The 25,979-nt window shown below is 67.9% G+C and carries 31 protein-coding genes and 1 pseudogene; 14 read left to right on the top strand and 18 right to left on the bottom strand.

Translation table 11 applies throughout. The features are described 5' to 3' along the window. The 5 genes and pseudogenes from IV112_RS10495 to IV112_RS10475 form a co-directional block, all read right to left on the bottom strand. Window positions 1-196, bottom strand: a pseudogene (locus IV112_RS10495) (phenol 2-monooxygenase); the annotation flags it as partial. Between the two features lie 98 nt (window positions 197-294). Continuing rightward, window positions 295-564, bottom strand: a complete 270-nt coding sequence (locus IV112_RS10490; protein WP_257093017.1) for an MmoB/DmpM family protein — start codon at window positions 562-564, stop codon at window positions 295-297. 9 nt (window positions 565-573) lie between these two features. Next, entirely contained in the window at window positions 574-1,566 is a 993-nt protein-coding gene (locus IV112_RS10485) for an aromatic/alkene monooxygenase hydroxylase subunit beta (protein WP_304003437.1), read from the bottom strand. Window positions 1,567-1,608: 42 nt separating this feature from the next. Beyond that, a complete protein-coding gene (locus IV112_RS10480) occupies window positions 1,609-1,854 on the bottom strand; it encodes a phenol hydroxylase subunit (protein WP_304003436.1) in 246 nt (81 codons plus the stop codon). A gap of 10 nt (window positions 1,855-1,864) precedes the next feature. Then, a complete protein-coding gene (locus tag IV112_RS10475; protein ID WP_304003435.1) occupies window positions 1,865-2,791 on the bottom strand; it encodes a catechol 2,3-dioxygenase in 927 nt (308 codons plus the stop codon). Between the two features lie 381 nt (window positions 2,792-3,172). On the opposite strand from IV112_RS10475, the gene IV112_RS10470 reads away from it, so the two are divergent. Further along, window positions 3,173-4,867, top strand: coding sequence for a sigma-54-dependent Fis family transcriptional regulator (locus IV112_RS10470; RefSeq protein ID WP_304003434.1), 1,695 nt, complete (start codon window positions 3,173-3,175; stop codon window positions 4,865-4,867). 10 nt (window positions 4,868-4,877) lie between these two features. Here the strand turns inward: IV112_RS10470 and IV112_RS10465 are convergent, their stop codons facing one another. From IV112_RS10465 to rsxA, 10 genes are all read right to left on the bottom strand, one after another. Further along, on the bottom strand, window positions 4,878-6,134 hold the full coding sequence (locus tag IV112_RS10465) for a putative Na+/H+ antiporter (protein WP_304003432.1): 1,257 nt from the start codon (window positions 6,132-6,134) through the stop codon (window positions 4,878-4,880). Window positions 6,135-6,219: 85 nt separating this feature from the next. Continuing rightward, a complete protein-coding gene (locus tag IV112_RS10460) occupies window positions 6,220-7,026 on the bottom strand; it encodes an ankyrin repeat domain-containing protein (RefSeq protein ID WP_304003430.1) in 807 nt (268 codons plus the stop codon). 41 nt (window positions 7,027-7,067) lie between these two features. Next, on the bottom strand, window positions 7,068-8,675 hold the full coding sequence (locus IV112_RS10455; RefSeq protein WP_304003428.1) for a nitroreductase family protein: 1,608 nt from the start codon (window positions 8,673-8,675) through the stop codon (window positions 7,068-7,070). Window positions 8,676-8,679: 4 nt separating this feature from the next. Next, entirely contained in the window at window positions 8,680-8,961 is a 282-nt protein-coding gene (locus IV112_RS10450; protein ID WP_019916667.1) for an RnfH family protein, read from the bottom strand. Between the two features lie 21 nt (window positions 8,962-8,982). After that, a complete protein-coding gene (locus tag IV112_RS10445; protein WP_304003426.1) occupies window positions 8,983-9,660 on the bottom strand; it encodes an electron transport complex subunit E in 678 nt (225 codons plus the stop codon). After that, window positions 9,657-10,292, bottom strand: a complete 636-nt coding sequence (gene rsxG / locus IV112_RS10440; RefSeq protein WP_304003424.1) for an electron transport complex subunit RsxG — start codon at window positions 10,290-10,292, stop codon at window positions 9,657-9,659. The genes IV112_RS10445 and rsxG overlap by 4 nt, the downstream gene beginning before the upstream one ends. Beyond that, window positions 10,289-11,362 (bottom strand): RnfABCDGE type electron transport complex subunit D, encoded by a 1,074-nt coding sequence (locus IV112_RS10435; protein WP_304003422.1) that lies wholly within the window; start codon window positions 11,360-11,362, stop codon window positions 10,289-10,291. Before IV112_RS10435 ends, rsxG begins: the two co-directional genes overlap by 4 nt. Further along, window positions 11,359-12,870 (bottom strand): electron transport complex subunit RsxC, encoded by a 1,512-nt coding sequence (rsxC, locus tag IV112_RS10430; protein WP_304003421.1) that lies wholly within the window; start codon window positions 12,868-12,870, stop codon window positions 11,359-11,361. The genes IV112_RS10435 and rsxC overlap by 4 nt, the downstream gene beginning before the upstream one ends. Before the next feature lie 3 nt (window positions 12,871-12,873). Further along, a complete protein-coding gene (locus IV112_RS10425; protein WP_304003420.1) occupies window positions 12,874-13,410 on the bottom strand; it encodes an RnfABCDGE type electron transport complex subunit B in 537 nt (178 codons plus the stop codon). A 28-nt stretch (window positions 13,411-13,438) separates the two neighbouring features. Beyond that, entirely contained in the window at window positions 13,439-14,029 is a 591-nt protein-coding gene (gene rsxA / locus IV112_RS10420; protein ID WP_304003418.1) for an electron transport complex subunit RsxA, read from the bottom strand. Window positions 14,030-14,331: 302 nt separating this feature from the next. On the opposite strand from rsxA, the gene IV112_RS10415 reads away from it, so the two are divergent. The 12 genes from IV112_RS10415 to IV112_RS10360 all read left to right on the top strand — a co-directional run bounded on the left by IV112_RS10415 (window position 14,332) and on the right by IV112_RS10360 (window position 23,016). Next, window positions 14,332-15,540, top strand: coding sequence for an IscS subfamily cysteine desulfurase (locus IV112_RS10415; protein ID WP_304003417.1), 1,209 nt, complete (start codon window positions 14,332-14,334; stop codon window positions 15,538-15,540). A 64-nt stretch (window positions 15,541-15,604) separates the two neighbouring features. Beyond that, entirely contained in the window at window positions 15,605-16,009 is a 405-nt protein-coding gene (iscU, locus tag IV112_RS10410; RefSeq protein WP_304003415.1) for a Fe-S cluster assembly scaffold IscU, read from the top strand. An 11-nt stretch (window positions 16,010-16,020) separates the two neighbouring features. Further along, window positions 16,021-16,401 (top strand): iron-sulfur cluster insertion protein ErpA, encoded by a 381-nt coding sequence (erpA, locus tag IV112_RS10405; protein WP_304003414.1) that lies wholly within the window; start codon window positions 16,021-16,023, stop codon window positions 16,399-16,401. Between the two features lie 10 nt (window positions 16,402-16,411). Continuing rightward, window positions 16,412-16,735: an iron-sulfur cluster assembly protein IscA gene (gene iscA, locus IV112_RS10400; RefSeq protein ID WP_019916657.1), complete on the top strand. Its 324-nt coding sequence runs from the start codon at window positions 16,412-16,414 to the stop codon at window positions 16,733-16,735. Window positions 16,736-16,766: 31 nt separating this feature from the next. After that, entirely contained in the window at window positions 16,767-18,638 is a 1,872-nt protein-coding gene (gene hscA, locus IV112_RS10395; RefSeq protein WP_304003412.1) for a Fe-S protein assembly chaperone HscA, read from the top strand. Then, the gene (gene fdx / locus IV112_RS10390; RefSeq protein WP_019916655.1) at window positions 18,635-18,967 is read left to right on the top strand and encodes an ISC system 2Fe-2S type ferredoxin; all 333 of its coding nucleotides are present in this window, start codon (window positions 18,635-18,637) and stop codon (window positions 18,965-18,967) included. The genes hscA and fdx overlap by 4 nt, the downstream gene beginning before the upstream one ends. Window positions 18,968-19,437: 470 nt before the next feature. After that, window positions 19,438-20,577: a homocitrate synthase gene (gene nifV / locus IV112_RS10385; RefSeq protein WP_304003411.1), complete on the top strand. Its 1,140-nt coding sequence runs from the start codon at window positions 19,438-19,440 to the stop codon at window positions 20,575-20,577. Next, on the top strand, window positions 20,574-21,395 hold the full coding sequence (gene cysE / locus IV112_RS10380) for a serine O-acetyltransferase (RefSeq protein ID WP_304003410.1): 822 nt from the start codon (window positions 20,574-20,576) through the stop codon (window positions 21,393-21,395). Before nifV ends, cysE begins: the two co-directional genes overlap by 4 nt. Further along, on the top strand, window positions 21,388-21,720 hold the full coding sequence (gene nifW / locus IV112_RS10375) for a nitrogenase stabilizing/protective protein NifW (protein WP_304003409.1): 333 nt from the start codon (window positions 21,388-21,390) through the stop codon (window positions 21,718-21,720). Before cysE ends, nifW begins: the two co-directional genes overlap by 8 nt. A 15-nt stretch (window positions 21,721-21,735) precedes the next feature. After that, the gene (locus IV112_RS10370; RefSeq protein ID WP_019916651.1) at window positions 21,736-22,185 is read left to right on the top strand and encodes a hypothetical protein; all 450 of its coding nucleotides are present in this window, start codon (window positions 21,736-21,738) and stop codon (window positions 22,183-22,185) included. 22 nt (window positions 22,186-22,207) lie between these two features. Continuing rightward, window positions 22,208-22,531 (top strand): (2Fe-2S) ferredoxin domain-containing protein, encoded by a 324-nt coding sequence (locus IV112_RS10365; RefSeq protein WP_304003408.1) that lies wholly within the window; start codon window positions 22,208-22,210, stop codon window positions 22,529-22,531. Next, window positions 22,528-23,016, top strand: a complete 489-nt coding sequence (locus IV112_RS10360) for a hypothetical protein (RefSeq protein ID WP_304003407.1) — start codon at window positions 22,528-22,530, stop codon at window positions 23,014-23,016. The genes IV112_RS10365 and IV112_RS10360 overlap by 4 nt, the downstream gene beginning before the upstream one ends. A gap of 15 nt (window positions 23,017-23,031) precedes the next feature. Here IV112_RS10360 and IV112_RS10355 read toward each other — a convergent pair whose 3' ends face one another. From IV112_RS10355 to IV112_RS10345, 3 genes are read right to left on the bottom strand one after another with little or no spacing between them, the layout of a single operon-like run. Then, complete coding sequence (locus IV112_RS10355; protein WP_304003406.1) at window positions 23,032-23,634, bottom strand: DUF938 domain-containing protein; 603 nt, start codon at window positions 23,632-23,634, stop codon at window positions 23,032-23,034. Continuing rightward, window positions 23,631-24,170 (bottom strand): GNAT family N-acetyltransferase, encoded by a 540-nt coding sequence (locus IV112_RS10350; RefSeq protein ID WP_304003405.1) that lies wholly within the window; start codon window positions 24,168-24,170, stop codon window positions 23,631-23,633. The genes IV112_RS10355 and IV112_RS10350 overlap by 4 nt, the downstream gene beginning before the upstream one ends. Before the next feature lie 15 nt (window positions 24,171-24,185). After that, complete coding sequence (locus tag IV112_RS10345; RefSeq protein WP_304003404.1) at window positions 24,186-25,532, bottom strand: (Fe-S)-binding protein; 1,347 nt, start codon at window positions 25,530-25,532, stop codon at window positions 24,186-24,188. Between the two features lie 108 nt (window positions 25,533-25,640). Here IV112_RS10345 and IV112_RS10340 point away from each other — a divergent pair, with 108 nt between their 5' ends. After that, window positions 25,641-25,874, top strand: coding sequence for an FmdB family zinc ribbon protein (locus IV112_RS10340; RefSeq protein WP_304003403.1), 234 nt, complete (start codon window positions 25,641-25,643; stop codon window positions 25,872-25,874). Window positions 25,875-25,979: the final 105 nt, after the last annotated feature.

The raw sequence follows: 25,979 nt of genomic DNA, 5'->3' as shown, positions 1-25,979 counted from the left end.
ATTTCCAGTAGGCGTCCATGGTCAGGCGGAAGGGGTCTTCCCACTTGTCCCAGTCATGGATCTTGATGCCCTCGTAGTCGGCGTACGGATACACCTTTTCCTTCGGCTGATAGGTGGTGTCCCACGCCAGATCACGGGTCATCAGCGTGTAGCGTTCCTTCAGGCCCAGCTTCTTCTTCGGTACCTGCATGTCCATCTGTGCTTCTCCTCAATGACAGATTCGGGTGCGGCCGTTCAGGCGGCCGTCTGTGTCCCGGGTTCTCCCTCGGCGCGTGCGCCGGGATCAGTTGTCCATCAATTGTCCCAATGCAGCGTGAACTCGTCGTCGCTCTCGTCGATATGGCCGGACAGCGATATCAGGTGCGTGTGCAGTTCCTGCAGGTCGAAGTCGCGGCCGATCAGTTCGGAGATCGACGCGCGCTTCACGGTCAGGTGACCTTCGGCGTCGATCTTGATCATCGCCGGCGACTCGACCGGCACCGCGTGCGGGTTGTCGGCCAGAATGGATTCGATGATCGGACGCGTGTCGTCGTTGGTCTGCAGCGCGATGAATACCTTGGACATGGCGCGACCTCAGACCGGCACGCCGCACTTGGCGACGCGGGCAGCGAACTGCGTTGCGAGATCGTCGAGCGCCGCGCCGGCACGCTCACCGAGCGCGCGCTGCGCCAGCGGCATCACGGCCTCCAGTGCGCGCGCCTGCCAGGCGCTGACCCAGCCGCGCACCAGCGCCGCGTTGTCGGGCGACTCGGCGCAGGCGGTCTTGATCTGCGCATCGACCCACTTCGCGGTCTCGGCGTACCACTCGGTCATGAACTGCGTCAGCATGGCGACCGCGGTGCCGCCGCGCAGCGACAGTTCGTCCTCGACCAGGGTCTTGTAGAACAGTGGATACACGAGGCCGTCGAGCACCAGATTCTGGGCGACGAACAGCTCGAACCAGTCCTGCACCACCAGGCAGTCCTCGACGTAGCGGCGCAGACCCTGCCAGTCGGCGGCGTACAGCCAGTGCTCCTTCGCCGTGGCCAGCGAGGCGGTGTCGCCGAGCAGCAGGCCGATGCGTGTCAGGTACTGCGCGATCGCCAGGTTGTCCATCGCGTGGAACATGCAGGGCTGGGTGATCGTCGTGCCATAGCCGTAGGCGCAGATGGACGAGTTGTTCATGTTGGCGCCCCAGGCGACGTGGCGCAGCGGCAGCAGCAGGTCGAGTGCCAGCTGGCGAACGTCATCGGGCAGCAAGGCGCCAAGGTTGCGCGACTCGACGAAGTCGAAGTTCGATTCGGCCGTGTCCTGCTGACGTGCACGCGCCAGCGTCCAGGCGCCGTAGTAGTACTGGCGCGGATCCTTGAAGGCGTACCAGTCTTTCATCTTCAATTGCGTGCGCGTGACGTCGAAGATGTCGCGGTCCGGGTCCCAGGTCGGGCGATAGTGGAAGTTGGCGGTCGGCTGCACGTCGAAGCTGCCTTCCTGGTAGCGCGACGCCGGCTTGTCGCCGAAGCGCCGCGCGATGTGGCCATAGGTCTGGCGCAAGGGCTTGATTGATACGGTACGCAGGTCGATCTGCATGCCTGTCTCCTCTGATCTGTTCTTGTGCCGTCGAACCCGCGCTCAGCGCGGGCCGCCGTTCAGTACGTCGTTGAGCCGTGCGGATACCGGCGACGCCGGTTCCGCGCCGGCAGCGTCGAGCACGACCACACCCTGCGCCGCGCAGAACTCCTCGAAGGCGGCGCGCGTGAGCATCATTTCGGCGAACAGCTCCGGCTCGCCGAGCGCGAAATCAAACTCGACGAAACCGTCATCACGCTCGCCGGTGACACGCACGTATTTGCGAAAGGGGTCGAATGCCGACGCCATGGCGCTCGCCTCAGGTGTACACATTGAGGAAGGCGTCGTTGAGCTTGCGGTCGTGATAGAAGATCGCGCGCCCGAGGTCTTCCACCGTCCAGGTGATGACCGGCTTGTCCGGGTAGTACTGGTAGCCGCCCGAGTACACCTCGTTGCGGTTGCCCGACGGATCGAAGAAGTAGATCGTCGCGCCGCGCGTGATGCCGTGCCGCGTCGGGCCGATGTCCAGTGACACGTCGTTCTTCGAGATCAGGTCGGCCGCCCGCAGCACGTCGTTCCACGTATCCAGGATGAAGGAGCAGTGGTGGAAGCGGCCCTTCTCCGGATTGCGGATGAAGGCGATGTCGTGCGGCTTGGTCGAGCAGGTCAGGAACACGCCCACCATCAGGTCGCCCGCCATCACCTGTTCGGCGATCCTGAAGCCCAGCACCTCGGTGAACAGCTTCACCACGCCATCCACATCGTCGCCGTACAGCAGGCAGTGGTCGAAGCGCGTCGGCTGCATGCCGATCAGGCCATCGGGCCACGGGTCCGGATTCACGTCAGGCAGGCCGTTGCCCACCTTGTCCTTGGTCGCGAACAGTTCGATCGCGTGCCCGGTCGGCACCGTGAAGCGGAAGCGGCGGCCGGTATGCAGATGTTCGCCGGCAGGTATCCATTGCAGATCGGTGGCCAGACGACTGCCCTCGATCGCCGCCGCCAGACTGTCCAGCGTCGCGTCGCTGTCGACGCGGAAGCCCATGTAGTCCATGCCCGGCGCATCCGCCTTGCGCAGCACCACGCTGTGGTGATCGTGTTCATCCCAGGCCTTGAAGTACACGCGACCTTGCGCATCGCGCCCGGTCTCTATCAGGCCCAGTACCTGTCCGTAGTGTTTCACCGCGGCTTCCAGATCCGTCACCCTCAGGGCGACATGACCCGGGCGCAGCACGCCGGTCATTGCCATCGCTTTCCTCCTCCTTTTTGTGGTGCGTGCTGCGGCGCATCAACACCTCGGAAGAAACGGAAGCAGGAGCGCTCTCGCCGAAGTACCGGATGCAGCCGTCAGCCGCACCCTCTCCTATCCAAGAAGCGTGCCATACTCGATAATTGATAAAAATCTCGATATTTGGCGGTTTTAGGTGGCCAGGAGTACAGTCGCCGCGTCCGCCGGTTGATGAGTTGGTGAAGCGCCCGAAGAGGTGTTCACCAACTGGTGAACGATTCGACCGGAAGAAGACCGGCCACGCCATGCAGTCGGGATCGCGCACGCGGTCCACTGCAGGAGACGGAGGCCGAACCGCTGTGCAGCGCAACATGAAGCACCGGTCTGGAGGAGGCACGGGCAATGAGTACGTTCAAGTACCCGCACAACAGCGATCTGCGTCGGCTGGTCAGGTTCTCGGCCGACGACGGACTGATCTGGCTGGCGGAAAACCGCATGCTGCTGATGCATTGCGCCGCGATGTCGGCGCTGCGCACGCAGCTGATCAAGTCGGTCGGGCCGGAATCGGCGCGCCGCATCCTGACTCGCATGGGTTACGAATCCGGCATGCGCGACGCCGAACTGGCACGCACGATACGGCCGGACCAGAACCCGATCGAGTCCTTCTTCGTCGGCCCGCAGCTGCACATGCTCGAAGGCAGCGTGCAGGTGACGCCGGTGCACATCCATATCGACGTGCGCAGCGGCGAATTCGACGGCGAGTTCCTGTGGGAGCACTCGTGGGAAGCCGAATTCCACCTGCGCGAATTCGGCCAGGCCGCCGATCCGGTGTGCTGGATGCAGATCGGCTACGCCTCGGGCTACACCTCGGCCTTCATGGGCCGCATGGTGCTGTTCAAGGAAACCGAGTGCGCCTGCTGCGGCGCCAACAACTGCCGCATCGTCGGCAAGCCGGTCGAGGAATGGGAGGACGGCGAGCAGTACGCCCGCTACTTCGAACCGGACAGCCGTATCGCCCATCTTCCTGCGGCCGCCTGGGCCGGCGTCGCCCAGACCGACAGCACGCAGGGGGCGCCGACGCCGACCGACCTGATCGGCAGTTCGGCCAGCTTCCGCCGCGCCTACGAACTGATGCTGCGCGCCGCCGGCACCACGGTGACCGTGCTGCTGCTCGGCGAGACCGGTGTCGGCAAGGAACGCTTCGCCCGCGTGCTGCACCAGATGAGCCCGCGCAAGGACGCCCCCTTCGTCGCAGTGAACTGTGCGGCGATCCCGCACGACCTGATCGAGTCGGAACTGTTCGGCGTCGAAAAGGGCGCCTTCACCGGTGCCCACGCCTCGCGCGCCGGCAAGTTCGAGCGTGCCGAGGGCGGCACCCTCTTTCTCGACGAGATCGGTGAAATGCCGCTGGCCGCCCAGGCCAAGCTGCTGCGCGCGCTGCAGGAAGGCGAGATCGAACGCCTCGGCGACGAGCGCACGCGCAAGGTGAACGTGCGGGTGGTCGCCGCCACCAACGTCGATCTGGCGCAGGCGGTAAAGGAAGGCCGCTTCCGCCCCGACCTGTACTACCGCGTGCACGTCTATCCCATCCACATCCCGCCGCTGCGCGAGCGGCTGGCCGACCTGCGGCAGCTGGTCGACTCGCTGGTCGCCAAGTTCAACCGTCAGCACGGCAAGCACGTGCAGGGCGTGTCGGACAAGGGCTTCCAGTCGCTGCACGCCCACCACTGGCCGGGCAATGTGCGGGAGCTGGAGAACGTGATCGAGCGCGGTGTCGTACTGGCGCCGCAGCAAGGCTGGATCGAGGCGCACCACCTCTTCCTGTCGCTGGAGGCGGTGCTGGCACGCGAATCCGGCATCTCCGCCTGCGGCAAGCTGGAAGAAGGCTGCGGCGACGCGGTGCGCGAACAGCTGGTCGACCAGATCCTGCGCGCCGGCATTCCGCTGGAAGCGCTGGAGCAGCAGCTGATGAAGGCCTGCGTCGATCAGGAGGGCGGCAACATCGCGCGCGCCGCGCGCCGGCTCGGCATGTCGCGGCCCAAACTCAGTTACCGGCTGCAGCGCACCGAGGGCGAACCCGAAGCGGCGGATTCCTGAGCCGGCAAGTTCAGAGCAGCTGGAAAGCCAGGATGGCGACGATGGTCGGCGGCAGCGCGGTCACGAACAGGCCGAGCGGATTGATCGCCTCGTCGTCGAAATGGCCGCGCAGGATCGCGAACCCGGCCGGATTGGGCGCGTTGGCGATCACCGTCAATCCCCCGCCGGTCACGGCACCGGCCACCAGCGAGTACTTGAAGGCCTCGTCCGTGCCCTCGACCAGCGAACCCAGGTAGGTCAGCGCCGCGTTGTCGGTGATCGCGGTCAGCGCGGTGGCACCGAAGTAGAGCGCCGTGCTGTCCATGCCGGTGAGCGCGGCCTGCAGCCATCCCTGCTGCAGCGCCCCCAGGGTGACGAGGCCGGCGAGGAAGAAGCCCACCATCAGGCCCTCACGCAGCATCAGCCGGTCGTGGTAGTGCCGGTAGGCCTCGGCCACACCGAGGAAGAGCAGGAACAGTCCGACGAACACTACCGGATGGTGCGCGAAGTACACGATGCCGGCGAGAAAGAACACGTGCAGAAGCATCAGTGCGCGCGGCACGGTGCGGTCGCTGCTGCGCGTATCCACGTGCAGCGACTTCAGCTCGCGCGCGAACAGCAGCGTTGCCACGCCGGCGTTGACGAACACGGCGATCGCCGACTTCCAGCCGAAGTGGCCGAGCATGTACCACATGTCCCAGTTCCACTTGCTGGCCACCATCAGCACCGGCGGTGCGGCGAAATGGGTGAGCGTGCCGCCGATCGACACGTTCACGAACAGCGCGCCCAGGGTGACGTACTTCAGGCGGTGCGAAATCTTCCTGCTGTAGACGTTGTCGCGCAGCATCAGCGCCGCCAGCGTCATCGCAGCCGGCTCGGTGATGAAGGAACCGAGCAGCGGAAGCACGGACAGGCAGACGAAATGGAAGGCGACGCTGTCGGGCGCCGGGATGTAGCGCGCCAGCGTGCGAGCACCCGCCTTGCACAGTTCGAGCACCGGCCGGCTGGCCGCCACCACCATGATGACGAACACGAAGGCCGGCTCGGTGTAGTCCAGCGCTTCCAGATAGCCGGCCGCACTGCCGGCGCCACCGGTGAGCGCCATGAAGGCCAGCAGCACGAAGGCCCAGAAGCCGAACACCACTTCGACCTCGCCGAGCAGATGCCAGATGCCCGCGTGACCGGGCTGCAGATGTGCGAGGTGCTCGAAATACCGGGTCAGGAAAGTGTGTGCGACGGCCACCGCGAACAGCGCAGTGCCGACCGCTTGGAGCGTGCCCGGAGTCATCGGGAATCCTTGCTTTGGCGGGGTTGGAATGAAGGCGGGCGTACGCGTCGTGCAGTGACGCCGGCAGGTGCCCTCGTCGGGGTGCTCATGCGACGGTGTGCCGCAGCAGCTGCAGGCACTCGACGGTCGATGCCAGATCGGCGGCGACATAGTCGTCGTCGGTACGCAGCAGCGGGTCCGCCCCCAGATCGAGCAGCAGCGCAAGCAGTGCGTGCCTGCCGCTCGACGCGCAGTACATGAGCGTGGTGGCGCCGGTGTCGTTTCGGTTGTCCAGATCGATGCCGGCGCCCGCCAGCGCGCGCACGACATCGACGTTGCCGCCGACGCAGGCCAGCCACAGCGCGTTGTTGCCGTCGGCATTGCGGCAACCCACGTCGGCGCCGGCCGCCAGCAGTTCGTCCACCAGTGCAGCCTCGCCGTCGAGCGCGGCCCGCATCAGCGGCGTCAGCCCGTGCGCGATCGCGCCATCGAGATTGCGCGGATTGAAGCCATTCGACTCGATCAGTGCGCGCAGCGCCGGCGATGCGTCAGGCGGCAGCGCACACCCGTCGCGGCCGACGGCCAGCCGGTCGAGCGCGTTCGCCAGCGGTGCGTGGCCACCATCGACGCTGTACACCTCGGGGTAGCGGAAGTCGCTGAAGCGCTCGGCCCAGCTCTGGCTTGCGTTGCCGTGATAGCAGTAGATGAGCACCGGCGTCGGCCGCGCCACGGTCTGCAGCACCTCGCCGAACACGGCGTCGCTCAGGTGGCGCGCGCCGTCGACGTGGCCGCGTTCGAAGCTGACACGGTCGCGCGTGTCGAACAGCGCCAGTGCCGGCAGACGGCCGCTGCGGTGGCGGGCGATCAGGTCGGCCGCCTGGGCGGCGGAGATGCGGCGGTAGGTCGTGCTCACTGTTCAGTCCTCCAGCCGATGCGCCGACGTCCTGACGGACTTCATGCGGCCATCGGCACCTGTTCGGCGCCCGCGTAGGCAGGCGTGGTTTCGATGCGCGCGTCGTCGACGGCGCGGCCCATCGTGAAGTGATAGATCGTGCGGAAGCGCTCGTCTTCGAGGCCGAGCAGTTCATGCACCGCGTCGTCGAAGAAGCAGCCGATGCCGGTGCCGCGCAGACCCAGTGCTTCGGCTTCGGTGTAGAGCTGCTGCCCGATCAGACCGGCCTGACGGTGCAGCGCGCGGTAGGCAGCCGGCGATGCTTCGAGTGCGGCATCGAATTCGCACAGCATGCCCAGCGCGAAACACGAGGTCGACGCGATGTCCTGATGGCAGTGCAGGCTGCGCGCCAGCCGGGCCAGCGCAGCCGGCGCCATGGTGGCGAGCAGACGCAGTCCGCTGCGCAGTCCGTCGACCGGTGTCAGCGGGTACAGCGAAGCGAGCAGCGGCAGCACGCCGCCCTCCGCCGGACCGCGCGGCAGCAGGTAGACGCCGGGCGCGACCCCCGCGACCCGGTGCACGAACAGCAGCAGATCGATCCGGCGCTCGTCGGGCAATGCGTCCCACGGTGTGGCGCGGCAGGGCTGAAGGCGCTCCAGCACGCCGTCGAATTCGTCGCACGTCATCATGTGGCGGCCGTCGAAACGCTGCGCACTGCGCCGGCCGAGCAGCACGTGGCCGATCGAGCGGCCGCACGGCGCCCCCACCTCACGCGACTGCGCCGGCAGCTCACCGCGTGGCAGCGCATCGCGCGTCGCCTCGGCGATGTCGTCGATCGCCGGCCAGCGGTACATGGGATGCGCGTCTATCGTGCTCGCCCGCCCGTGCCAGCGCTCGACCGTGCGCACCGGCAGCGGCCCGGGCACGTGACCGATGCCGACCCCGAACAGCAGTTCGGCCTCTTCCACTTCGGTGGCCTGGTCGCGCGGCGCCGGGAAATCGGGCAGACGATCAAGCCCTAATGCAGCCGCCAGCAGGTCGACGCGCACCGGCTGCACGGCGAGCGACCAGCCGAGCACGGCGGCCGCATTGCGCAGTGTGGCCGTCGCATGGCCGACATCGAGCTGGCAATAGCGGAAGGCACGCTCGCCGTACTTCCACGCCTCGCGCCACATGACCGAACTGAGCGCGAGGTGCAGGCCGGGCGCGCCGCCCGGCTCGAAGGCGGCGCGCAGTTCCAGCGCGTGCACTTCGGGCAGGTAGTGCCAGAGGCCGTCGTCCAGCCCCGGCACGCCGACCGCGAACAGCCATCCCTCGACCGGGTGCAGATTACCGCTCGACGGATTGGCGCGCACCGCCCAGCGGTCGGGGCCGGTGGACTTCCAGGCGGTCAGGCCCAGTGCCAGATGCAGCAGCGCACCCAGCGCGGACAGCGTGCAGGGCAAGGGAGGCAGACCGGTGTCGAGCATGCGCCAGTCCAGACGCAAGCGCGCGGCGACCGGGCCGTCATCGTCGGTGGCCAGCGGCAGCGCCACCCGCGGCGCACCTTCGTAGTGGCGGAAGGGCGACGGCTGCGCGTCCCAGTCCAGCGTTTCCGGGCCGGCGGCGTAGGCCGCGTAGCGGTGGATGGTGCGACGGTGGTAGTCACGCACGCGGCTGCGCGCGCTCACGTCCTCATTCGTCATCGTCGTCGTCGGCGCCGTTGCGCCGCGGCACCGTTTCCGGGTCGCAGATGATGGGACGATAGATTTCTACGCGGTCGCCCGGGCGCAGCGCGGCGTCCTTCTTCACCACCTTGCCGAACACACCCACCTTGGCATTGTCGATGTCGATGTCGGGGCAGCGCTCCAGAATTCCGGAACGCGCGATGCCATCGGCCACCGTGCAGCCGTCCGGCACCTCAACCTGCATCCACACGCGGTCGGTCGGCCCGACCCACGCCACGCCTATCTTCATCGCGTCGTCCTCATCGAGTCCTCACTGCGCGGCCGGTGCCGGCAGGGCGGCCGGCTGCCGCGATTCCGACCAGTGCTGCAGGCGGCGCCGCGCCGCGATCAGCAGCCCCAGCACGAGGAAGCCGCCGGGCGGCAGGATCATGAACAGCGCCCCGGCGTCCGCCACCTTCGTTTCGAGAAAGGCGAACTGCGGACCGAGCAGCAGCGATGCACCGGCGAACAGCGTGCCGGCACCGGTCACCTCGCGCAGCGCGCCCATCAGCGTCAGCGCCAGCGTGAAGCCCAGCCCGGTGGCCAGCCCATCGACCGCCGACAGCGCGACCGCGTGGCGCGACGCGAACGCTTCCGCCCGTCCGAGCACGGCGCAGTTCACGACGATGAGCGCGATGAATATGCCGAGCACCTTATACAGGTCGTGGAACCACGCGTTCAGGCACAGATCGACCAGCGTCACCATGCCGGCGATGAGCACGATGAATACCGGAATGCGCACTTCGGCCGGCACCCAGTGACGCAGCGCCGAAATGAGCACATTGGACATGAGCAGCACCACCAGCGTCGCCAGTCCCATGCCGAGCCCGTTGGTGGCGCTGCTGGTCACCGCCATCGTCGGACACAGCCCCAGCATCTGCGCGACCACGACGTTGTTGTCCCATAGTCCGTCGCGCATCACCGCGCGCGCTGCCGGCTGATCGCTCATTTCCGCTCTCCTTCCACCACCGCTCCGTCGCCGGACAACGCCGCCTTGTGAGCGGCAAAGAACTCAAGACCCTGTCGCACCGCGGCGACCACCGCGCGCGGCGTGATGGTGGCGCCGGCGAACTGTTCGAAGTCGCCGCCGTCCTTCTTCACCGCCCAGCGGGCTGGCGGCGGATCGCCCAGCGCTCGGCCGTCGAAGCTGCGTATCCACGGGTTGCGCGCCGCCTCGACCTTGTCGCCCAGACCGGGCGTTTCGTTGTGTCGCGTGACGCGGACGCCGACCACACGGCCGCTCATATCGACCGCCATCAGCAGCACGATGCGGCCGCCGTAGCCATTGCCCGACATTTCGTACAGCACCGCCTTCAGCGTGCCGCCATGGCGCGCGCGATAGACGGTCAGCGGCGCGCCGGACGGCCCGTTCAGCTGCAGCGTGTCGGACAGCAGATTGTTGTCGGCGTAGCCGGGCGGCAGGATCTGTGTCAGCAGCTGGCGCGTGTCGTCGGCCTGCGCCTGTTCGATCGCGTCGCGTGTCGCGCCTTGGGCGAAGGCCAGCACGGCGGTCGTGACCAGCATCACCACTCCGAGGGTCACGCCGGGAAACCACGGTGCATCGGGTAGCGGTCGACTCATCGCAGCGGCTCCTGTACGCGGCGCGCCGCCAGCGGCTTGCCGCCGACGCGACGGCCGAAGATGCGCGGCCGGGCCCACAGGTCGAGCAGCGGCGTGGCGGCATTCATCAGCAGGATGGCGAACGCCACCCCCTCGGGGTAGCCGCCCCAGGTACGGATGAGCCAGGTGAGCAGACCGGCGCCGACGGCGTAGATCCACTGCCCGAAAGGCGCGCTCGGCGAGGTGACGTAGTCGGTCGCGATGAAGAAGGCGCACAGCAGCGCGCCGCCGGACAGCAGGTGTGCCCCCGCCGGCATGAAGGCATCCGGTGCCGCCGCATGAGCGATGGCGGCCGGCAGGCAGAGGCCGGCGATGTAGCCGATCGGTATGCGCAGGCCGATCACCCGCTTGAACACGAGGAACAGGCCGCCGGCGACGATGGCCAGCGCCGACGTTTCGCCCAGGCTGCCGGGTCGCGCGCCCGTGTAGGCCTGATCCGGCGCGAACGCGACCATCGCGCCGGCGAGGTCGATGCCGCGGCCCAGTTCGGTCTTCACGTGACCGAGCAGTGACGCACTGGTCATCGCGTCGGTGGCGACACCGTGCAGGCCGATGCTCACCGCCTGCGCCAGATCGGTGCCCTGCGCGATCAGCGCCGGGCTGACCCACTGTGTCATCTGCACCGGGAAGGACACCAGCAGCACGGTGCGTCCGACCATGGCCGGGTTGAACACATTGCAGCCCATGCCGCCGAACACCTGCTTGGCCAGCACGATGGAGAACGCGCCACCGAGCACGCCCAGCCACCACGGTGCCCACGGCGGCAGTGACATCGCGAGCAGCCAGCCGGTCAGCGCGGCCGAGCCGTCGGCCAGCACCGGCGCCACCGGCTTGCCGGCCCACTGCAGGCACAGCGCTTCGGCCAGCACGCAGCTCGCCACGGTCACCAGCCACAGGCAGAAGGCCGGCCAGCCGAACTGCCAGAAGCCGGCCAGCGTGGCCGGCAGCAGCGCCACCATGACCAGCGCCATGATGCGACCGCTGGTGCGCTGGGTCAGCGCGTGCGGCGAAGCCTGGACCGGACTGTTCATGCCGAAATCTCCTCGTCCCTGGCCTTGGCGGCGGCTTCCTTCGCCTGCGCCGCGGCGCGCTCGGCCTTGCGTTTCGCATGAGCCTCGGCCTTCTCGCGCGCCTCGCGCTCGACCCGCTCGGCGCGCGCCTCGGTCAGTTCGCGCACGTGATCGAGACGATGGCGTTCGCGTTCGCGCGAAGCCAGTTCGCCGCGGGCGTGGGCGAAGTACTGGACCAGCGGAATGCGCGACGGACAGACATAGCCACAGGCGCCGCAGGTCAGGCAGTCGCGCAGGCCGATGTCCTCGGCCTGTCCCAGTTCGCCGGCGTGGATGCGGTTGGCCATTTCCAGCGGCATCAGGCCGACCGGACAGGCGGTGACGCAGCTGCCGCAGCGTATGCAGGCGCTCGGTTCGCGCTCGCCCACCTCCGCCGAGGTGAGCGCCAGCACGCCGCTCGCCCCCTTGCCGATCGGCGTATCGAGGTCGCTCACCGCCACCCCCATCATCGGGCCGCCCACCACCATGCGCGCCGGCTCGCGCGTCAGCCCGCCGGCGCGTTCGATCAGCCAGTACAGCGGCGTGCCGATGCGTGCACGTACATTGCGCGGTGCGGCGAGCGCACCGCCCGCCACCGTCACCACGCGCTCGATCAGCGGTTCGCCGTGGCGCAGCGCGCGCCACACCGCAGCCGCCGTGCCGACGTTGTGCACCACCACGCCGACGTCGGCGGCACGACCACCGGCCGGCGGCTCGACCCCGAGCAGCGTGTAGATGAGCTGGCGCTCGGCCCCCATCGGATAGCGGCTGGGAATGCGCACCACCGCCACCTCGGGATACGGATGCGCGGCCACCTTCATCGCGTCGATCGCTTCCGGCTTGTTGTCCTCGATGCCGGCCAGTACGCGACGCGCGCCAGTGGCGCGCATGATGAGGCGCGCGCCCTCGATGATGTCGGCCGCGTTCTCGCGCATCAGCCTGTCGTCGCAGGACAGGTAGGGCTCGCACTCGCTGCCGTTGAGGATGACGGTGTCGATCACGCTGCGCTGACCGAGCGCCAGCTTGACCGCTGCCGGAAAGGCGGCGCCACCCATGCCGACGACGCCCGCTTCGGCGACCCGGCGGGCGATCTCCTCCGGCGCCAGCCGGATCGGATAGGGCTCGCCGGCGCGCTCGATCCAGCGGTCCTCGCCGTCCGGACGCACGGTGATCGCCAGCCCGGGCAGACCGGACGCATGCGGCATCGGCGCCTCGCCGATCGCGATCACGGTGCCCGAGGTGGAGGCATGCACCGGCGCCGAGATCGGTCCGGCCGCCTCGGCCACGCACTGGCCACGCAGCACGTGGTCACCGATGCGCACGATGGGGCGCGCCGGTGCGCCGGCCTGCTGCGCCAGCGGCAGCACCAGCAGCGGCGGCAGGCCGGCGTCGACGATGTCCAGGCCGGCGGCCGGGTGCTTGCGTGCGTCCGGATGGATGCCCCAGCGGGTGAGCAGCCGGCGTATCGGCGGAATGACGAGATGTGCCATGGCTCAGGCCGCCAGCGCCGGTTTCGGCATCACCCAGGTACCCACCGTCAGCGGCAGCGGCTGCATCGTGATGGCGCCGGTCGGGCACTTCTCGGCGCACTGGTTGCAACCGGTGCAGGCGTCCTCGAACACGCCGTGCAACTGCTTCATCGCGCCGATGATGGCGTCCGACGGACACAGCCGGTAGCACTTGGTACAGCCTATGCACAGCGCGTCCTCGATCACCGCGATCAAGGGCACGTCATCGACCTCGTCGGCATCGAGCGCGATGCCCAGGTGCTCGGCGATGGCCAGCGCCACCACCTTGCCGCCCGGCGGACAGCAGGTCGGCGACGCGGTGCCGGCGACGATGGCCTCGGCCGCACCGGCGCAGCCCGGAAAGCCGCACTGGCCGCAGTTGGCGGCCGGCAGCATGTCCTCGACCTCTTTCACTCGGCTGTCGCCTTCGACGGCAAAGCGCCGGGCCGCCACACCGAGCACGATGCCAAGCCCGGAGCCGATCGCAGTCAGACTCATGACCGCGGTAATCATCTGTTCCATCGCGCTACCTCCCGTTCGGTGCGGCGCATCAGCCGCCGCCTGCCGGCACCAGGCCGGTGAAACCCATGAAAGCCAGCGCCAGCAGGCTGGCCGTGATGAAAGCGACCGGCGGTCCGGCGAAGGTCTGCGGCACGCGCATCAGCGCCAGTCGTTCGCGCAGGCCGGCGAACAGGATCATCACCAGCGTGAAGCCGGCACCCGAGCCGAAGCCGCCGAGCACGCTCATGCCGAGGCCATGACCGGCCTGCGCGTTGAGCAGCGGAATGCCGAGCACCGCACAGTTGGTGGTGATCAGCGGCAGGTAGATGCCGAGCACGCGGTGCAGGTCGGGCAGCGTCTTGTGCATGGCCATTTCGACGAACTGCACGACGGCGGCGATGACCACGATGTAGGCGAGGATGCGCAGGTAGCCGAGCCCGAAAGGCTGCAGCAAGGCGTGTTCGAGCGCCCAGGCGGCCATCGCCGACAGCGTCATCACGAAGGTGGTGGCCAGACCCATGCCGAAGGCGCTGTCGATCTTCTTCGACACGCCCATGAAGGGGCACAGTCCGAGAAAGCGGACCAGCACCACGTTATTGACCAGCACCAGGCCGATCAGGGTCATCAGTACATCGCGCATAGCGACCTCCTGACCGGCCTCAATGCATGCGCTGTGCCAGATGACGCCATCACGGCCGCGTCCGGCCCCTCGTGGCGAGTGTGTGCTGTTGTGATCGCACGCGACCCGCCCCCGCGCGTACACGTGCGCATGCATGCGTGCGCGGCGACCGCGTCGGCAACGCGACAAACTCGACAGGTGCTGTCGCGACAGCCGGACATGCGCGTGTCGAAAATCCACAAGTGGTTGATCCAGATCAATTTTCAAAACCGGCCCGCAACTTGCTGAGAGAGATGCAACCCCCTCATGCAGGAGACGCCGACATGAATCGCCCGATCTATCTGGACTACGCCGCCACCACGCCGGTCGACCCGCGCGTGGTGGGCAAGATGCTGCCCTGGCTGTTCGACAACTTCGGTAACCCGGCCAGCCGATCGCACGCCTACGGCTGGGCCGCCGAAGAGGCGGTCGAACTGGCCCGCGAACAGGTGGCCGCGCTGATCGGCGCCGACCCGCGTGAAATCGTCTGGACCTCGGGTGCGACCGAATCGAACAACCTGGCGATCAAGGGTGCGATGCAGTTCCACGCCGGCCGCGGCAAGCATGTCGTGACCGTCAAGACCGAGCACAAGTCGGTGCTCGACACGGTGCGTGAGCTGGAACGCAGCGGCTGCGAAGTGACGCTGCTCGACGTGCAGGAGAACGGCCTGATCGACATCGAGGCCTTCCGCGCCGCGCTGCGGCCGGACACCGTGCTCGCCTCGGTCATGTTCGTGAACAACGAAACCGGCGTCATCCAGGACATCGCCGCGCTGGGTGCGATCTGTCGCGACAAGGGAGTGTTGTTCCACGTCGATGGCGCGCAGGCGACCGGCAAGGTGGCCTTCGATCTGGACGAGCTGCCGGTCGACATGATGTCGCTGTCGGCACACAAGACCTACGGCCCGAAGGGCATCGGCGCGCTCTACGTGTGCCGCAAGCCGCGCGTGCGCATCGAGGCGCTGATCCACGGCGGCGGCCACGAACGCGGCATGCGCTCGGGCACGCTGCCGACGCACCAGATCGTCGGCATGGGCGAAGCCTACTGGCTCACGCGCGAGAACATGGGCGCCGAGAACGAGCGCATCCGCATGCTGCGCGACCGCCTGCTGAACGGGCTGAGCGCGCTCGACCAGGTGTTCGTCAATGGCGACATGGAACGTCGTGTACCGCACAACCTGAACATCAGCTTCAACTTCGTCGAAGGCGAATCGCTGCTGATGGGCATGAAGGACATCGCGGTGTCGTCCGGTTCGGCCTGTACCTCGGCCAGCCTGGAACCGTCCTACGTGCTGCGCGCGATGGGCCGCAGCGACGAACTGGCGCACAGCTCCATCCGCTTCTCGATCGGCCGCTTCACCACGCAGCAGGAGGTGGATTCGGCAATCGAGCAGGTGTCGACGGCGGTGCGCAAGCTGCGCGAGCTGTCGCCGCTGTGGGACATGCACAGCGCGGGCATCGACCTGTCGACCGTGCAGTGGGCCTCGCACTGAGGGCATCCCGCTGAGGGCCTCGCACTGAACACATTCCTCCACAACGACTGAACGGAGAACAACCATGGCATACAGCGACAAGGTGCTGGATCACTACGACAACCCGCGCAACGTCGGTTCCTACTCGGCCGACGAGGAAGGCATCGGCACCGGCATGGTCGGCGCGCCGGCCTGCGGCGACGTGATGCGGCTGCAGATCAAGGTCGGCGCCGACGGCGTCATCGAGGACGCCAAGTTCAAGACCTACGGCTGCGGCTCGGCCATCGCGTCGAGCTCGCTGGTGACCGAATGGGTCAAGGGCAAGACGCTGGACGAAGCACTGGCGATCAAGAACACCGAGATCGCCGAAGAGCTGGCGCTGCCGCCGGTGAAGATCCACTGCTCCATCCTCGCCGAGGACGCGATCAAGGCCGCCGTGGCCGACTACCGCACCCGGCAGACCGCTCCCGACACCGTCGAAGCCGCCTGAAAGGACACGCCATGAGTTCGCTTGCCGAAAGTACCGTCGCCCCGACCACCACCCTGCCGCTGCCGTCGCCGATCAAGTTCTGCGAAGCCGCGGCCGCCAAGGTCGCCGACCTGATCGCCGAAGAGGGCAACCCGGCGCTGAAGCTGCGCGTCTATGTCACCGGCGGTGGCTGTTCCGGCTTCCAGTACGGTTTCGCCTTCGAGGAAGGCGTCAACGAGGACGACACGCCCATCGTCACCGACGGCGTCACGCTGCTGGTCGACCCGATGAGCATGCAGTACCTGATGGGCGCCGAGATCGACTTCGAGGACGGTCTGGAAGGTTCGCGCTTCGTCATCCGCAACCCGAACGCGACCTCGTCCTGTGGCTGCGGCAGCTCCTTCTCGATGTGAGGTGACGGACATGACCATCACGCTCAGTGAAGCGGCCGCGCGCCACGTGCAGAAAAGTCTGGTCAAGCGCGGCCAAGGTGTGGGCCTGCGGCTCGCGGTGAAGACCAGCGGCTGTTCCGGCCTCGCCTACGCGATCGAGTTCGCCGACGCGCTGCAGCCGGAAGACATCCAGTTCGCCAGCCACGGCGTGACGCTGCTGGTCGACCCGAAAAGTCTGCCCTTCCTCGACGGCACCGAACTCGATTTCGTCCGCGAAGGCCTGAACGAAGGCTTCAAGTTCAACAATCCCAACGTGAAATCGGCCTGCGGCTGCGGCGAAAGCTTCGGCGTCTGAGTTCGCACCACGTACACCGGAGCACGCCAACATGGCCCTGCTGCAGATCGCCGAACCGGGCATGAGTGCCGCGCCCCACCAGCACAGGCTGGCCGTGGGCATAGACCTGGGCACCACGAATTCGCTGGTCGCGACCGTCGCCAGCGGCCTCACTCGCGTACTGCCGGACGACGACGGTCGCATGCTGCTGCCTTCGGTGGTGCGCTACACCGACGCAGGCATCGTGGTCGGCCACGCGGCGCAGTCGGCGCAGACCGAGGACCCGTGCAACACCATCGTGTCGGTCAAGCGCTTCATGGGTCGATCGCTGGCCGACGTCGACGCGTCCGCCACGCCCTACGCACTCGTCGACACGCCGGGCATGGTGAGCCTGGATACGCGCGCCGGCGTGCGCTCGCCGGTCGAAGTGTCGGCCGAGATACTGCGCACCTTGCGCGACCGCGCGGAAGCTTCGCTCGGCGGCGATCTGGTCGGCGCCGTCATCACCGTGCCCGCCTATTTCGACGACGCGCAGCGTCAGGCCACCAAGGACGCCGCGCGTCTGGCCGGCCTCAACGTGCTGCGCCTGCTCAACGAACCTACCGCAGCCGCCATCGCCTACGGCCTGGACCGCGCCGCACACGGCACCTTCGCCATTTACGACCTCGGCGGCGGCACCTTCGACATCTCCGTGCTGAAGCTGTCACAGGGCATGTTCGAAGTGCTGTCGACCGCAGGCGACGCCGCCCTCGGCGGCGACGACTTCGACCACCGGATCGCCGACTGGCTGCGGCAGCAACTGGCACTCGCAGCGCCTTCCGCCGGCGAAACGCGCATGATGCTGGCGCGGGCGCGTAGCGCCAAGGAAGCGCTGTCGAGTGCCCCGGTCACGAAGATTGCACTGACGCTGGACGACGGTCGCAGCGTCTCCTTCGACCTGTCGCGCGAGCAGTTCGAACTGCTCACCGGCGATCTGGTATCGCGCAGCATGGCGCCGGTGCGCCGCGCACTGCGCGATGCCGGCGTCGCCGCCGACGAGGTCGACGGCGTGGTGATGGTGGGCGGTTCGACGCGGATGCCGCAGGTGCGCGCCGCGGTGCGCAAGCTGTTCGGCCAGGAGCCGCTGACCGACCTCGACCCCGATCAGGTGGTGGCCATCGGTGCCGCCATTCAGGCCGACGTGCTGGCCGGCAACAAACCGGCCGGCGAGGAAAGCTGGCTGCTGCTCGACGTATGCCCGCTGTCGCTCGGTCTGGAAACGATGGGCGGTCTCGTCGAGAAGGTGATTCCGCGCAACTCGACGATACCGGCGGCACGCGCGCAGGAATTCACGACCTACAAGGACGGGCAGACCGCGATGGCCATCCACGTCGTGCAGGGCGAACGCGAACTGGTGAGCGACTGCCGCTCGCTGGCGCGCTTCGAACTGCGCGGCATCCCGCCCATGGTGGCCGGCGCGGCGCGCATCCGCATCACCTTCCAGATCGACGCCGACGGCCTGCTGTCGGTGTCGGCGCGCGAACAGACCAGCGGTGTCGAGTCGCACATCGAGGTGAAGCCGTCCTACGGTCTCAGCGACGCGCAGATCGCCGACATGCTGATCGACGCCTACGGCAAGGCCGACAGCGACATGGCGGCGCGCATGCTGCGCGAAGCCCAGGTCGAGGCGCGCCGTCTGGTCGACGCCACCGAGGCGGCACTGGCCGAGGACGGTCACGCACTGCTGACGAACGACGAGTTCGTCGCCATACAGGCCGCGATGTACGCACTGGCGGAGGCGCTCGAAGCCGGCGACGACAGCACGAAGCTCAAGCTGCTGAGCGAAGCGCTGAATGCCGCCACCACCGAGTTCGCCGGCCTGCGCATGAACGCCGGCATACGGCGCGCACTGTCGGGCACCCGCGTGTCGGAGCTGCAGTCGTGAGCACGCTGACCGTACTGCCACATCCGCAGCTGTGCCCGGACGGCGCACGGATCGAGGTCGCCGCCGGCACCTCGATCTGCGACGCGCTGCTGGCGCACGACATCGCGATCGAACACGCCTGCGAGAAGGTCGCCGCCTGCTCGACCTGCCACGTCTACGTGCGCGCCGGCGCCGCCTCGCTCAACGAAGCGGACGACGACGAGGAAGACCAGCTCGACGACGCATGGGGCGTGCAGCCTGCCTCGCGCCTCGCCTGCTGCGCCCGCCTGGGCAACGCCGACGTGACGGTCGAACTGCCACTGCACACGCGCAATCTCGCGCGCGAATAGTTCCGCCCGGCCAGGATTCCTGTGGGAGCGAGCTTGCTCGCGATCGCTGCCTGAATCGAAGCCGGCGGCCGGCGAATGCCCTGTCGCGGCCAAGGCCGCTCCCACGGGAGGTGCGCCGATACACGGCCCCAGCCCGGGCCGAGGTTCTGTGGGAGGGGTCTTCTGACCCCGACGGCGGCCTGTATCGAAGCCGGCAATCTGCAACGGCCGCTCCCACAAAGACATGTCATGTCGGCGGCACAAGCAAGCCTCCTGTGACAGCGAGCTTGCTCGCGATAGCGGCCCGTATCGAAATCCAGGGCACGACGCCTGTTGCAAACGGGACATTCACGACAGCCTCGCCACGGCGAACGGACATGTCGCATGGGCAACATCGCGACGCGCTCCAAACCCTCATTCACATCAATCACTTGCATCGCCGAAGAACCGTGGCACAGCGCTTGCTGAATGCTCCGCAGGAGGTCTGACACATGGCAGCCGCATTCATCATCAACGACACCACGCTGCGCGACGGCGAGCAAACGGCGGGCGTCGCGTTCACCGCCGACGAGAAGTGCGCGATTGCGGACGCACTCGATCAGGCCGGCGTACCGGAGATGGAAATCGGCATCCCGGCCATGGGCGCTGCCGAGATCGACGTGATCGAACGCATCGCGACACTTGGCCTGAACGCGCGGCTGATGGTGTGGGCACGCATGACCGACGGTGACCTCAAGGCGGCGCTGCGCTGCCCGGTGGACATCGTGCACATGTCGCTGCCGGTGTCCGACCTGCAGATCGCTGGCAAGCTGCGGCGCAACCGCGACTGGGTGATCGAGCAGATCCGTCCGCACGTCGAGCGCGCACTCGATGCCGGTATCGAGGTGAGCGTCGGCATGGAAGACGCATCGCGCGGCGACATCGACTTCCTCTGTCGCGTCGCGGAAGAGGCGCAGGCCGCCGGTGCGCGCCGCGTCCGCATCGCCGACACGCTGGGCATACTCGATCCCTTCGGCACCTATGTGCTGGTGTCGCAGCTGCGCCGCGCGGTCGACCTCGAAATCGAAATGCACGCGCACAACGACCTCGGCCTGGCCACTGCGAACACGCTGGCCGCCTTCCGCGCCGGCGCGACGCACGCCAACACGACGGTGAATGGCCTCGGCGAGCGCGCCGGCAACGCACCGCTGGAAGAGGTGGTGATGGCGCTGCGCCACATCCACGGCATCGACAGCGGTGTCTCGTCGCAGTCGCTGCTGCCGATCTCGCGCCTGGTCGAACGCGCCTCCGGGCGCGCCATCGCCGCCAACAAGAGCATCGTCGGCGACGCCGTGTTCACGCACGAATCGGGCATCCACGTCGATGGGCTGATCAAGAACCCGCGCAACTACCAGAGCTTCGATCCGGCCGAACTGGGCCGCGCCCACCGGCTGGTGCTGGGCAAGCATTCGGGCTCGCACGCGGTGCTGGAAGCCTGTGCGCGGCTGGGGCTGTATCCGTCCGACGTGGAGGTCGCGCACATCATCGAGCGCATCCGCGCCTACGCGACCGCCAACAAGCAGTCGCCGGACGCCACCCAGCTGAAGGCCTTCTACCTTGAGGCGGCGCAGCCGCTGCCGGAGGTGTCATGAACGGCGAACAGAGCACGGCGGGTAGCCTGTCGTCCGCAGCACCGGCCACGCCGGGCCTGCTCTCGATGCTGCGTGAAGACGTGAACTGCGTGTTCGACCGCGATCCGGCGGCGCGCAACAAGCTGGAACTGCTCACCATCTATCCCGGCATACAGGCACTGGTGGCGCACCGCTTCGCGCACGCGATGTGGCAGCGCGGCCTGCGCTACCTGCCGCGACTGCTGTCCTTCATGTCGCGACTGTTCACCAATGTCGACATCCACCCGGGCGCGCGCATTGGCCGCCGCTTCTTCATCGACCACGGCGCCTGCGTGGTGATCGGCGAGACGGCGGAGATCGGCGACGACGTGACGCTGTACCACGGCGTCACGCTGGGCGGCACGACCTGGAATCCGGGCAAGCGCCATCCCACGCTGAGCAACGGCGTCGTGGTTGGTGCCGGCGCCAAGATCCTCGGTCCGATCACAGTGGGCGAACGCGCCCGGGTCGCCGCCAACTCGGTGGTGATCGAGGACGTCAGCCCAGGCATGACCGTCGTCGGCATTCCCGGCCGCATGGTGCTGCCCAAGAGCCAGCGCCGCATCACCGCCGGCGGCATCGACCTCGACCACCACCAGATGCCCGACCCGGTGGGCAAGGCCATCGCCTGTCTGCTCGAACGCATCGCCGACCTCGAGCACGACGTCGTGCGCCTGGCCGGTGAACGCAGCACCGCGCAGGGCATCTGCAGCGACTGCGACGACACCTGTTCCCAACCCGCTTTCGACGGCAGCACCCACGCGGCCGCCGCACACATAGGAGTGACCCGTCATGGATGATCTGACCCAGCGCCTGGCCAAGCTGTCGTCGGCCGAGGACTTCCTGGAATTCTTCGCGCTGCCCTTCGACCAGGGCGTCGTGAACGTGAACCGCCTGCACATCCTGAAGCGCTTCTACCAGTACCTGCGCAGCGAGAAGGGCCTGGCCGACGGTGACGAAGGCGTGGTCTATGCGCGCTACCGCACTCTGCTGTCGCGCGCCTACGACGACTTCGTCACCTCGACGCCGGCGCAGGAGAAGGTGTTCAAGGTGTTCCAGGAAGCGGACGGTCAGCAGCGCGTGTCGCTCGACAGCCTGCGCGCCACGCTGCCCTCGGTGGCCTGAGCGGGAGGACACACCATGCACGACAGCGACATGTTCCTTGCCAGCGTCAACGCGCTCGAAAGCGAAGCGGCGCTGCATTACGAAAAGGCTGCTCGGCACGCTCTTGATGCCGGCGACACCGAGCTCGAAGCCTTCTTCCAGAATCTGGCCGAACTGGCGCGCATGGAGGCGCACGAGGCGCTGTCCGGCAAGCCGCTGCCGGTGGCCGCCAACCTGCCGCGCATCCGGCCGATCGAGATCGAGAAGCCGCGCACCGCAGTGAAGGTGATCAGCGACGAAATGCTCGACCTGCACATGGCACTCGAACGTGCGCTGGACCTGAAGCGGCGCAGCCACAGCTACTACGCAATGATGGCCATCCTCGCGCCCGACCCCGGCCTGCGCAAGATGGCGCGCGCCTTCGAACACGACGACGCGGCCCATCTCGGCGAAATCGAACGCTGGATCGCCCGCCTCACCGCCTGACCCCCATCCGGAGAATCGCACCATGCCGAAGCCGCAGAAACACGTTTTTGTCTGTTCGCAGCAACGCCCGCCGGGCCACCCACGCGGCTCCTGTGCGCACAAGGGCGGCGCCGAGGTACTGCAGACCTTTTGGGCGGAACTGCAGAAGCGCAACTGCTTCGACCGCGTCGCCATCACCTACTCCGGCTGCCTCGGCCCCTGCGACCAGGGCATCAATGTCGTGGTCTATCCGGACGCGGTGATGTATTCGAACGTGAGCAAGGACGACGTCGGCGAAATCTTCGACAGCCACCTGATGGGCGATGCGCCGGTCGAGCGCCTCTTGGCACCGGAGATGGTCTGGTGAACTTGTTTACCGGCGAAACGTCGGACGAGTACTTCGGCGGCACGGTGCCGCAATCGGTGCGCCGCCTGTTCGACGAGGCGGCCGGCGCGCCGCCGCAGCGTATCGAGGCCTTGCTGTGGACGGCGCACGCCAGCGCACCGGACTGTCTGCCCGTGTACTACCTGCTATACAAGTTCCACGCCGGCCGTCGCCAGTTCGACCTGGCGGAAAAGGCGGCCACGCGGGGCATCGAAGTGGCCGGCCGGCAGGCCGGACTGGACGCGGACTGGCGCCGCGTGCAGCCAGGCGACGCCGATTTCGCGGCCACCGGGCCGGCGCGCTTCTGGCTGTTCAGCCTGAAGGCGCTGGCCTTCATCTGCCTGCGCAGCGGTCGCAGCGACGACGCGCGCACGCTGGTCGAGCATATCGGCCGGCTGGACCCGACGCACGGTCTCGGCGGCGAAGTGATCGCCTCGCTGCTCGACGGCAGCACCGGCGCACGCTGAGCGCCGGCGTGCGGATCAGCGCGCGAACACCAGACAGCGGTTGTTGGCCGGCATCTCCTCGTCGGCGAGCAACGACAGCCCGGCCAGCCGCGCCAGCGCCTCCACCGTTTCGAAGTCGCGTATGCCGCGATGCGGCGCGCCCTCGCGCAGCGAACGGTCGAAGGCTGCGTTGCTGTCGCTGGTGAACCGGCCGCCGTAGTTGAACGGGCCGTAGATGACCAGCGTGGCCGACGGCGCAAGCACCGCCGGCAGCGCAGCGAACATCTTCTCGACTTCGTGCCAGGCCATGATGTGCAACGTGTTAGCGGTGAATACCGCATCGAAATGCGCGACCGGCCAGCGGCCACAGACGTCGAGTTCGAGCGGCGGCGGCGCGTTCGGCAGCGCCGCCTCGTCCAGCCACATGCGCAGACCGGGCAGCGCCTCGGCGCGCTCGCTGCACTGCCACTGCAGGTGCGGCAGCGCGGCGGCGAAATGCACCGCGTGCTGCCCGGTGCCGCTGCCGATCTCCAGTACCTGACGACGCCCGGCGAAATGCACGCGCAGGCATTCGAGAATGACATCGCGGTTGCGCTCGCACGACGGTGCGAACGGCTTTTCGGTCAGTGAAGGATTCATCTGCGCACTTTCGCATGAAGCAGCACGTCGCGCGGCTCCGGTGACAGGTTGGGGTGCAGGATGTAACGACCGAGCCGCGCCTCCAGCGGCAGACCGGCGCGTGCCAGCGTGCGCGACGAGCGCGCATTGTCGGCATCGCAGACGGCATCCACACGGCACACCGCGGTATGGCGGAAAGCTTCGTCCACCAGTGCCTGCAGCGCCTCGCATGCCAGTCCATGCCCCCACAGACGGCGCGCCAGCGCGAAGCCCAGGCGCAGCGCGTGGCCCTGCCCGATCAGCTGGAAAAGCCCGCCGGTCCCGCCATCGTCGGCCAGCAGCACCCAGCTGCGGGCGACGTCGCGCTGCCAGCGCGCGAGCTCGTGCGAAATCTGTCGCCGTGTCTGCGCCAGTTCGGTGTGCGTGGTCCAGCCCAGATAGCGCGTCACCTCGGCATCGCCGCTGATGCCGGCGAACAGCGCCGGCGCGTCGCCCGGCTGCGGCTTGCGCAGCACGCAGCGGGCGGTGCGCAGTTCTTCCGGCCATGTGCTCATCATCGGCTCATCATCGACTCAAGGCGCGCGCAGCGCGCGCTGCAGCACGCAGGCGATGTGCTCACCCTCGCGCTGCGCGCCGTCGCGTATCTGGTGGCGGCAGCTGCTGCCATTGGCGATCAGCAGCGCGTCGGTATCGAGCGCCCGCACCGCCGGCAGCAGCGCCAGTTCGGCCATGCGCATCGACATGTCGTGGTGCTCCGCCTCGAAGCCGAAACTGCCGGCCATGCCGCAACAGCCGGATTCGATGAAATGGCTGTCCAGCCCGCGCACCAGTCCAAGCACCTTGCGCATCGCCTTCATCGCGCCGAAAGCCTTCTGGTGGCAGTGGCCGTGCACCGCAGCGCGCGTACCGGGGGGCAGTTGCAGATCGAGCGCCAGCCGCTTCGCGTCGTGTTCGCGGGCGATGAATTCCTCGAACAACAGCGCCGCCTTCGCCACCGGCGCCACGCGCTCCCCCAGGCCCAGCGCGTGATACTCGTCGCGCAGCATCAGCAGACAGGACGGCTCCAGCCCGATCACCTGCACGCCGCGTTCGACCAGCGGCGCCAGCGCGTCGAGCAGACGGCCGGCTTCGCGTCGTGCGTCGGCGACCAGGCCCTGCGACAGCCAGGTGCGGCCGCAGCACAGCGGCGCTTCGCCGGCCGCCGGGCGCACCACATGCACGCGACAGCCGGCGGCCACCAGCACATCGACCGCGGCTTCGGCGATCGCCGGATCGATGCGATTGGAGAAGGTGTCGACCAGCAACGCCACTTCGCGCCCGCCCTCCGCACCGTAGGCCGGCAGCGTGTGCGGCGCGAGAAAGGGCCGCGCCGCGATCCGCGGCAGCGAACGCCGGTGGGCGATACCACTCACGCGTTCGATCAGCGCCCCCATCCCGGGCACTGCAGTGGCGAGCTGCCACGGCCGCTGCAGCCAGCGCATCAGCCCGAGCCAGCGCGGCAGCGTGGCGAACAGGCGCTCGCGCAGCGGCACACGCCCCTGCACCCGCCAGCGCTGGGCGCGCGCCTCCGTGCGCAGCAACGCCATGTCGGTGCCGTTCGGGCACTCCCGCTTGCAGCCCTTGCAGCCGACGCACAGATCCATCGCCGCCGCCAGTTCGGCGCCGACGAAGGGATGCGCGCCCAGCTCGCCGTTCAGTGCCGCCTTCAGCGTCTGTGCGCGGTGGAAGGTCGAATGCACCGGATCGCCGGTGACACGGAAGCTCGGGCACATGACGCCGTTGCCGTCGCGCTGGCACTGGCGGTTGCCGATGCACACCGACGCCGCCTTGCCGAAGCCACCGCCCTGCGCCGGCAGTTGCGCATAGGCGTCGCCGGCGCCATAGCTGTCGTAGGCCGACCAATCGAGTTCTGTCTGCACTGTCGCTTCTCCGTCTGACGACGACCCTGTGCAAGACCGGTGCCATGCGGTGCGCCCCGGACCTGTTCTTGCTTTTGGGAGATATCGATACCAAAACGGAGTCCCGCCATGCCTCTGCACGACTTTCACTGTCGCAAATGCGACAAGACCTTCGAACGCCTGGTACGAAGCGACACGCAGATCGTCTGCCCGGCCTGCGGCAGCGATCAGGTGGACAAGCTGCTGTCGGCACCCCAACCGCCGGGCCGCAGCAAAACCATCATCGCGGCCGGCCGTGCGGCGGCGGCGCGCGAAGGACACTTCAGCAATTACTCTGCGGCGGAGCGGGCGAAGGTGAAGTAGAGGCGGCGCCGGCGGTTCTGGGCGGCCTCAGCCGGCCGCTATCGCGAGCGAGCTCGCTTGTATGTTCTGCCCTGGCAAGCGTAGGAATAGCTTGTCGGGCGGAGG

Source organism: Methyloversatilis discipulorum (assembly GCF_018780585.1).
In the GTDB taxonomy this organism is placed as follows: Bacteria; Pseudomonadota; Gammaproteobacteria; order Burkholderiales; family Rhodocyclaceae; genus Methyloversatilis; species Methyloversatilis discipulorum_B.
This window is presented reverse-complemented; position numbering and strand designations above follow the sequence as displayed.

What these genes read in the sequence shown, in the direction of transcription:
- IV112_RS10490 (WP_257093017.1), bottom strand. Translation starts at nt 564, where the DNA reads ATGTCCAAGGTATTCATCGCGCTGCAGACCAACGACGACACGCGTCCG.
- IV112_RS10485 (WP_304003437.1), bottom strand. Translation starts at nt 1,566, where the DNA reads ATGCAGATCGACCTGCGTACCGTATCAATCAAGCCCTTGCGCCAGACC.
- IV112_RS10480 (WP_304003436.1), bottom strand. Translation starts at nt 1,854, where the DNA reads ATGGCGTCGGCATTCGACCCCTTTCGCAAATACGTGCGTGTCACCGGC.
- IV112_RS10475 (WP_304003435.1), bottom strand. Translation starts at nt 2,791, where the DNA reads ATGGCAATGACCGGCGTGCTGCGCCCGGGTCATGTCGCCCTGAGGGTG.
- IV112_RS10470 (WP_304003434.1), top strand. Translation starts at nt 3,173, where the DNA reads ATGAGTACGTTCAAGTACCCGCACAACAGCGATCTGCGTCGGCTGGTC.
- IV112_RS10465 (WP_304003432.1), bottom strand. Translation starts at nt 6,134, where the DNA reads ATGACTCCGGGCACGCTCCAAGCGGTCGGCACTGCGCTGTTCGCGGTG.
- IV112_RS10450 (WP_019916667.1), bottom strand. Translation starts at nt 8,961, where the DNA reads ATGAAGATAGGCGTGGCGTGGGTCGGGCCGACCGACCGCGTGTGGATG.
- IV112_RS10445 (WP_304003426.1), bottom strand. Translation starts at nt 9,660, where the DNA reads ATGAGCGATCAGCCGGCAGCGCGCGCGGTGATGCGCGACGGACTATGG.
- rsxG (WP_304003424.1), bottom strand. Translation starts at nt 10,292, where the DNA reads ATGAGTCGACCGCTACCCGATGCACCGTGGTTTCCCGGCGTGACCCTC.
- IV112_RS10435 (WP_304003422.1), bottom strand. Translation starts at nt 11,362, where the DNA reads ATGAACAGTCCGGTCCAGGCTTCGCCGCACGCGCTGACCCAGCGCACC.
- rsxC (WP_304003421.1), bottom strand. Translation starts at nt 12,870, where the DNA reads ATGGCACATCTCGTCATTCCGCCGATACGCCGGCTGCTCACCCGCTGG.
- IV112_RS10425 (WP_304003420.1), bottom strand. Translation starts at nt 13,410, where the DNA reads ATGGAACAGATGATTACCGCGGTCATGAGTCTGACTGCGATCGGCTCC.
- rsxA (WP_304003418.1), bottom strand. Translation starts at nt 14,029, where the DNA reads ATGCGCGATGTACTGATGACCCTGATCGGCCTGGTGCTGGTCAATAAC.
- IV112_RS10415 (WP_304003417.1), top strand. Translation starts at nt 14,332, where the DNA reads ATGAATCGCCCGATCTATCTGGACTACGCCGCCACCACGCCGGTCGAC.
- iscU (WP_304003415.1), top strand. Translation starts at nt 15,605, where the DNA reads ATGGCATACAGCGACAAGGTGCTGGATCACTACGACAACCCGCGCAAC.
- erpA (WP_304003414.1), top strand. Translation starts at nt 16,021, where the DNA reads ATGAGTTCGCTTGCCGAAAGTACCGTCGCCCCGACCACCACCCTGCCG.
- iscA (WP_019916657.1), top strand. Translation starts at nt 16,412, where the DNA reads ATGACCATCACGCTCAGTGAAGCGGCCGCGCGCCACGTGCAGAAAAGT.
- hscA (WP_304003412.1), top strand. Translation starts at nt 16,767, where the DNA reads ATGGCCCTGCTGCAGATCGCCGAACCGGGCATGAGTGCCGCGCCCCAC.
- nifV (WP_304003411.1), top strand. Translation starts at nt 19,438, where the DNA reads ATGGCAGCCGCATTCATCATCAACGACACCACGCTGCGCGACGGCGAG.
- cysE (WP_304003410.1), top strand. Translation starts at nt 20,574, where the DNA reads ATGAACGGCGAACAGAGCACGGCGGGTAGCCTGTCGTCCGCAGCACCG.
- nifW (WP_304003409.1), top strand. Translation starts at nt 21,388, where the DNA reads ATGGATGATCTGACCCAGCGCCTGGCCAAGCTGTCGTCGGCCGAGGAC.
- IV112_RS10370 (WP_019916651.1), top strand. Translation starts at nt 21,736, where the DNA reads ATGCACGACAGCGACATGTTCCTTGCCAGCGTCAACGCGCTCGAAAGC.
- IV112_RS10365 (WP_304003408.1), top strand. Translation starts at nt 22,208, where the DNA reads ATGCCGAAGCCGCAGAAACACGTTTTTGTCTGTTCGCAGCAACGCCCG.
- IV112_RS10355 (WP_304003406.1), bottom strand. Translation starts at nt 23,634, where the DNA reads ATGAATCCTTCACTGACCGAAAAGCCGTTCGCACCGTCGTGCGAGCGC.
- IV112_RS10350 (WP_304003405.1), bottom strand. Translation starts at nt 24,170, where the DNA reads ATGATGAGCACATGGCCGGAAGAACTGCGCACCGCCCGCTGCGTGCTG.
- IV112_RS10340 (WP_304003403.1), top strand. Translation starts at nt 25,641, where the DNA reads ATGCCTCTGCACGACTTTCACTGTCGCAAATGCGACAAGACCTTCGAA.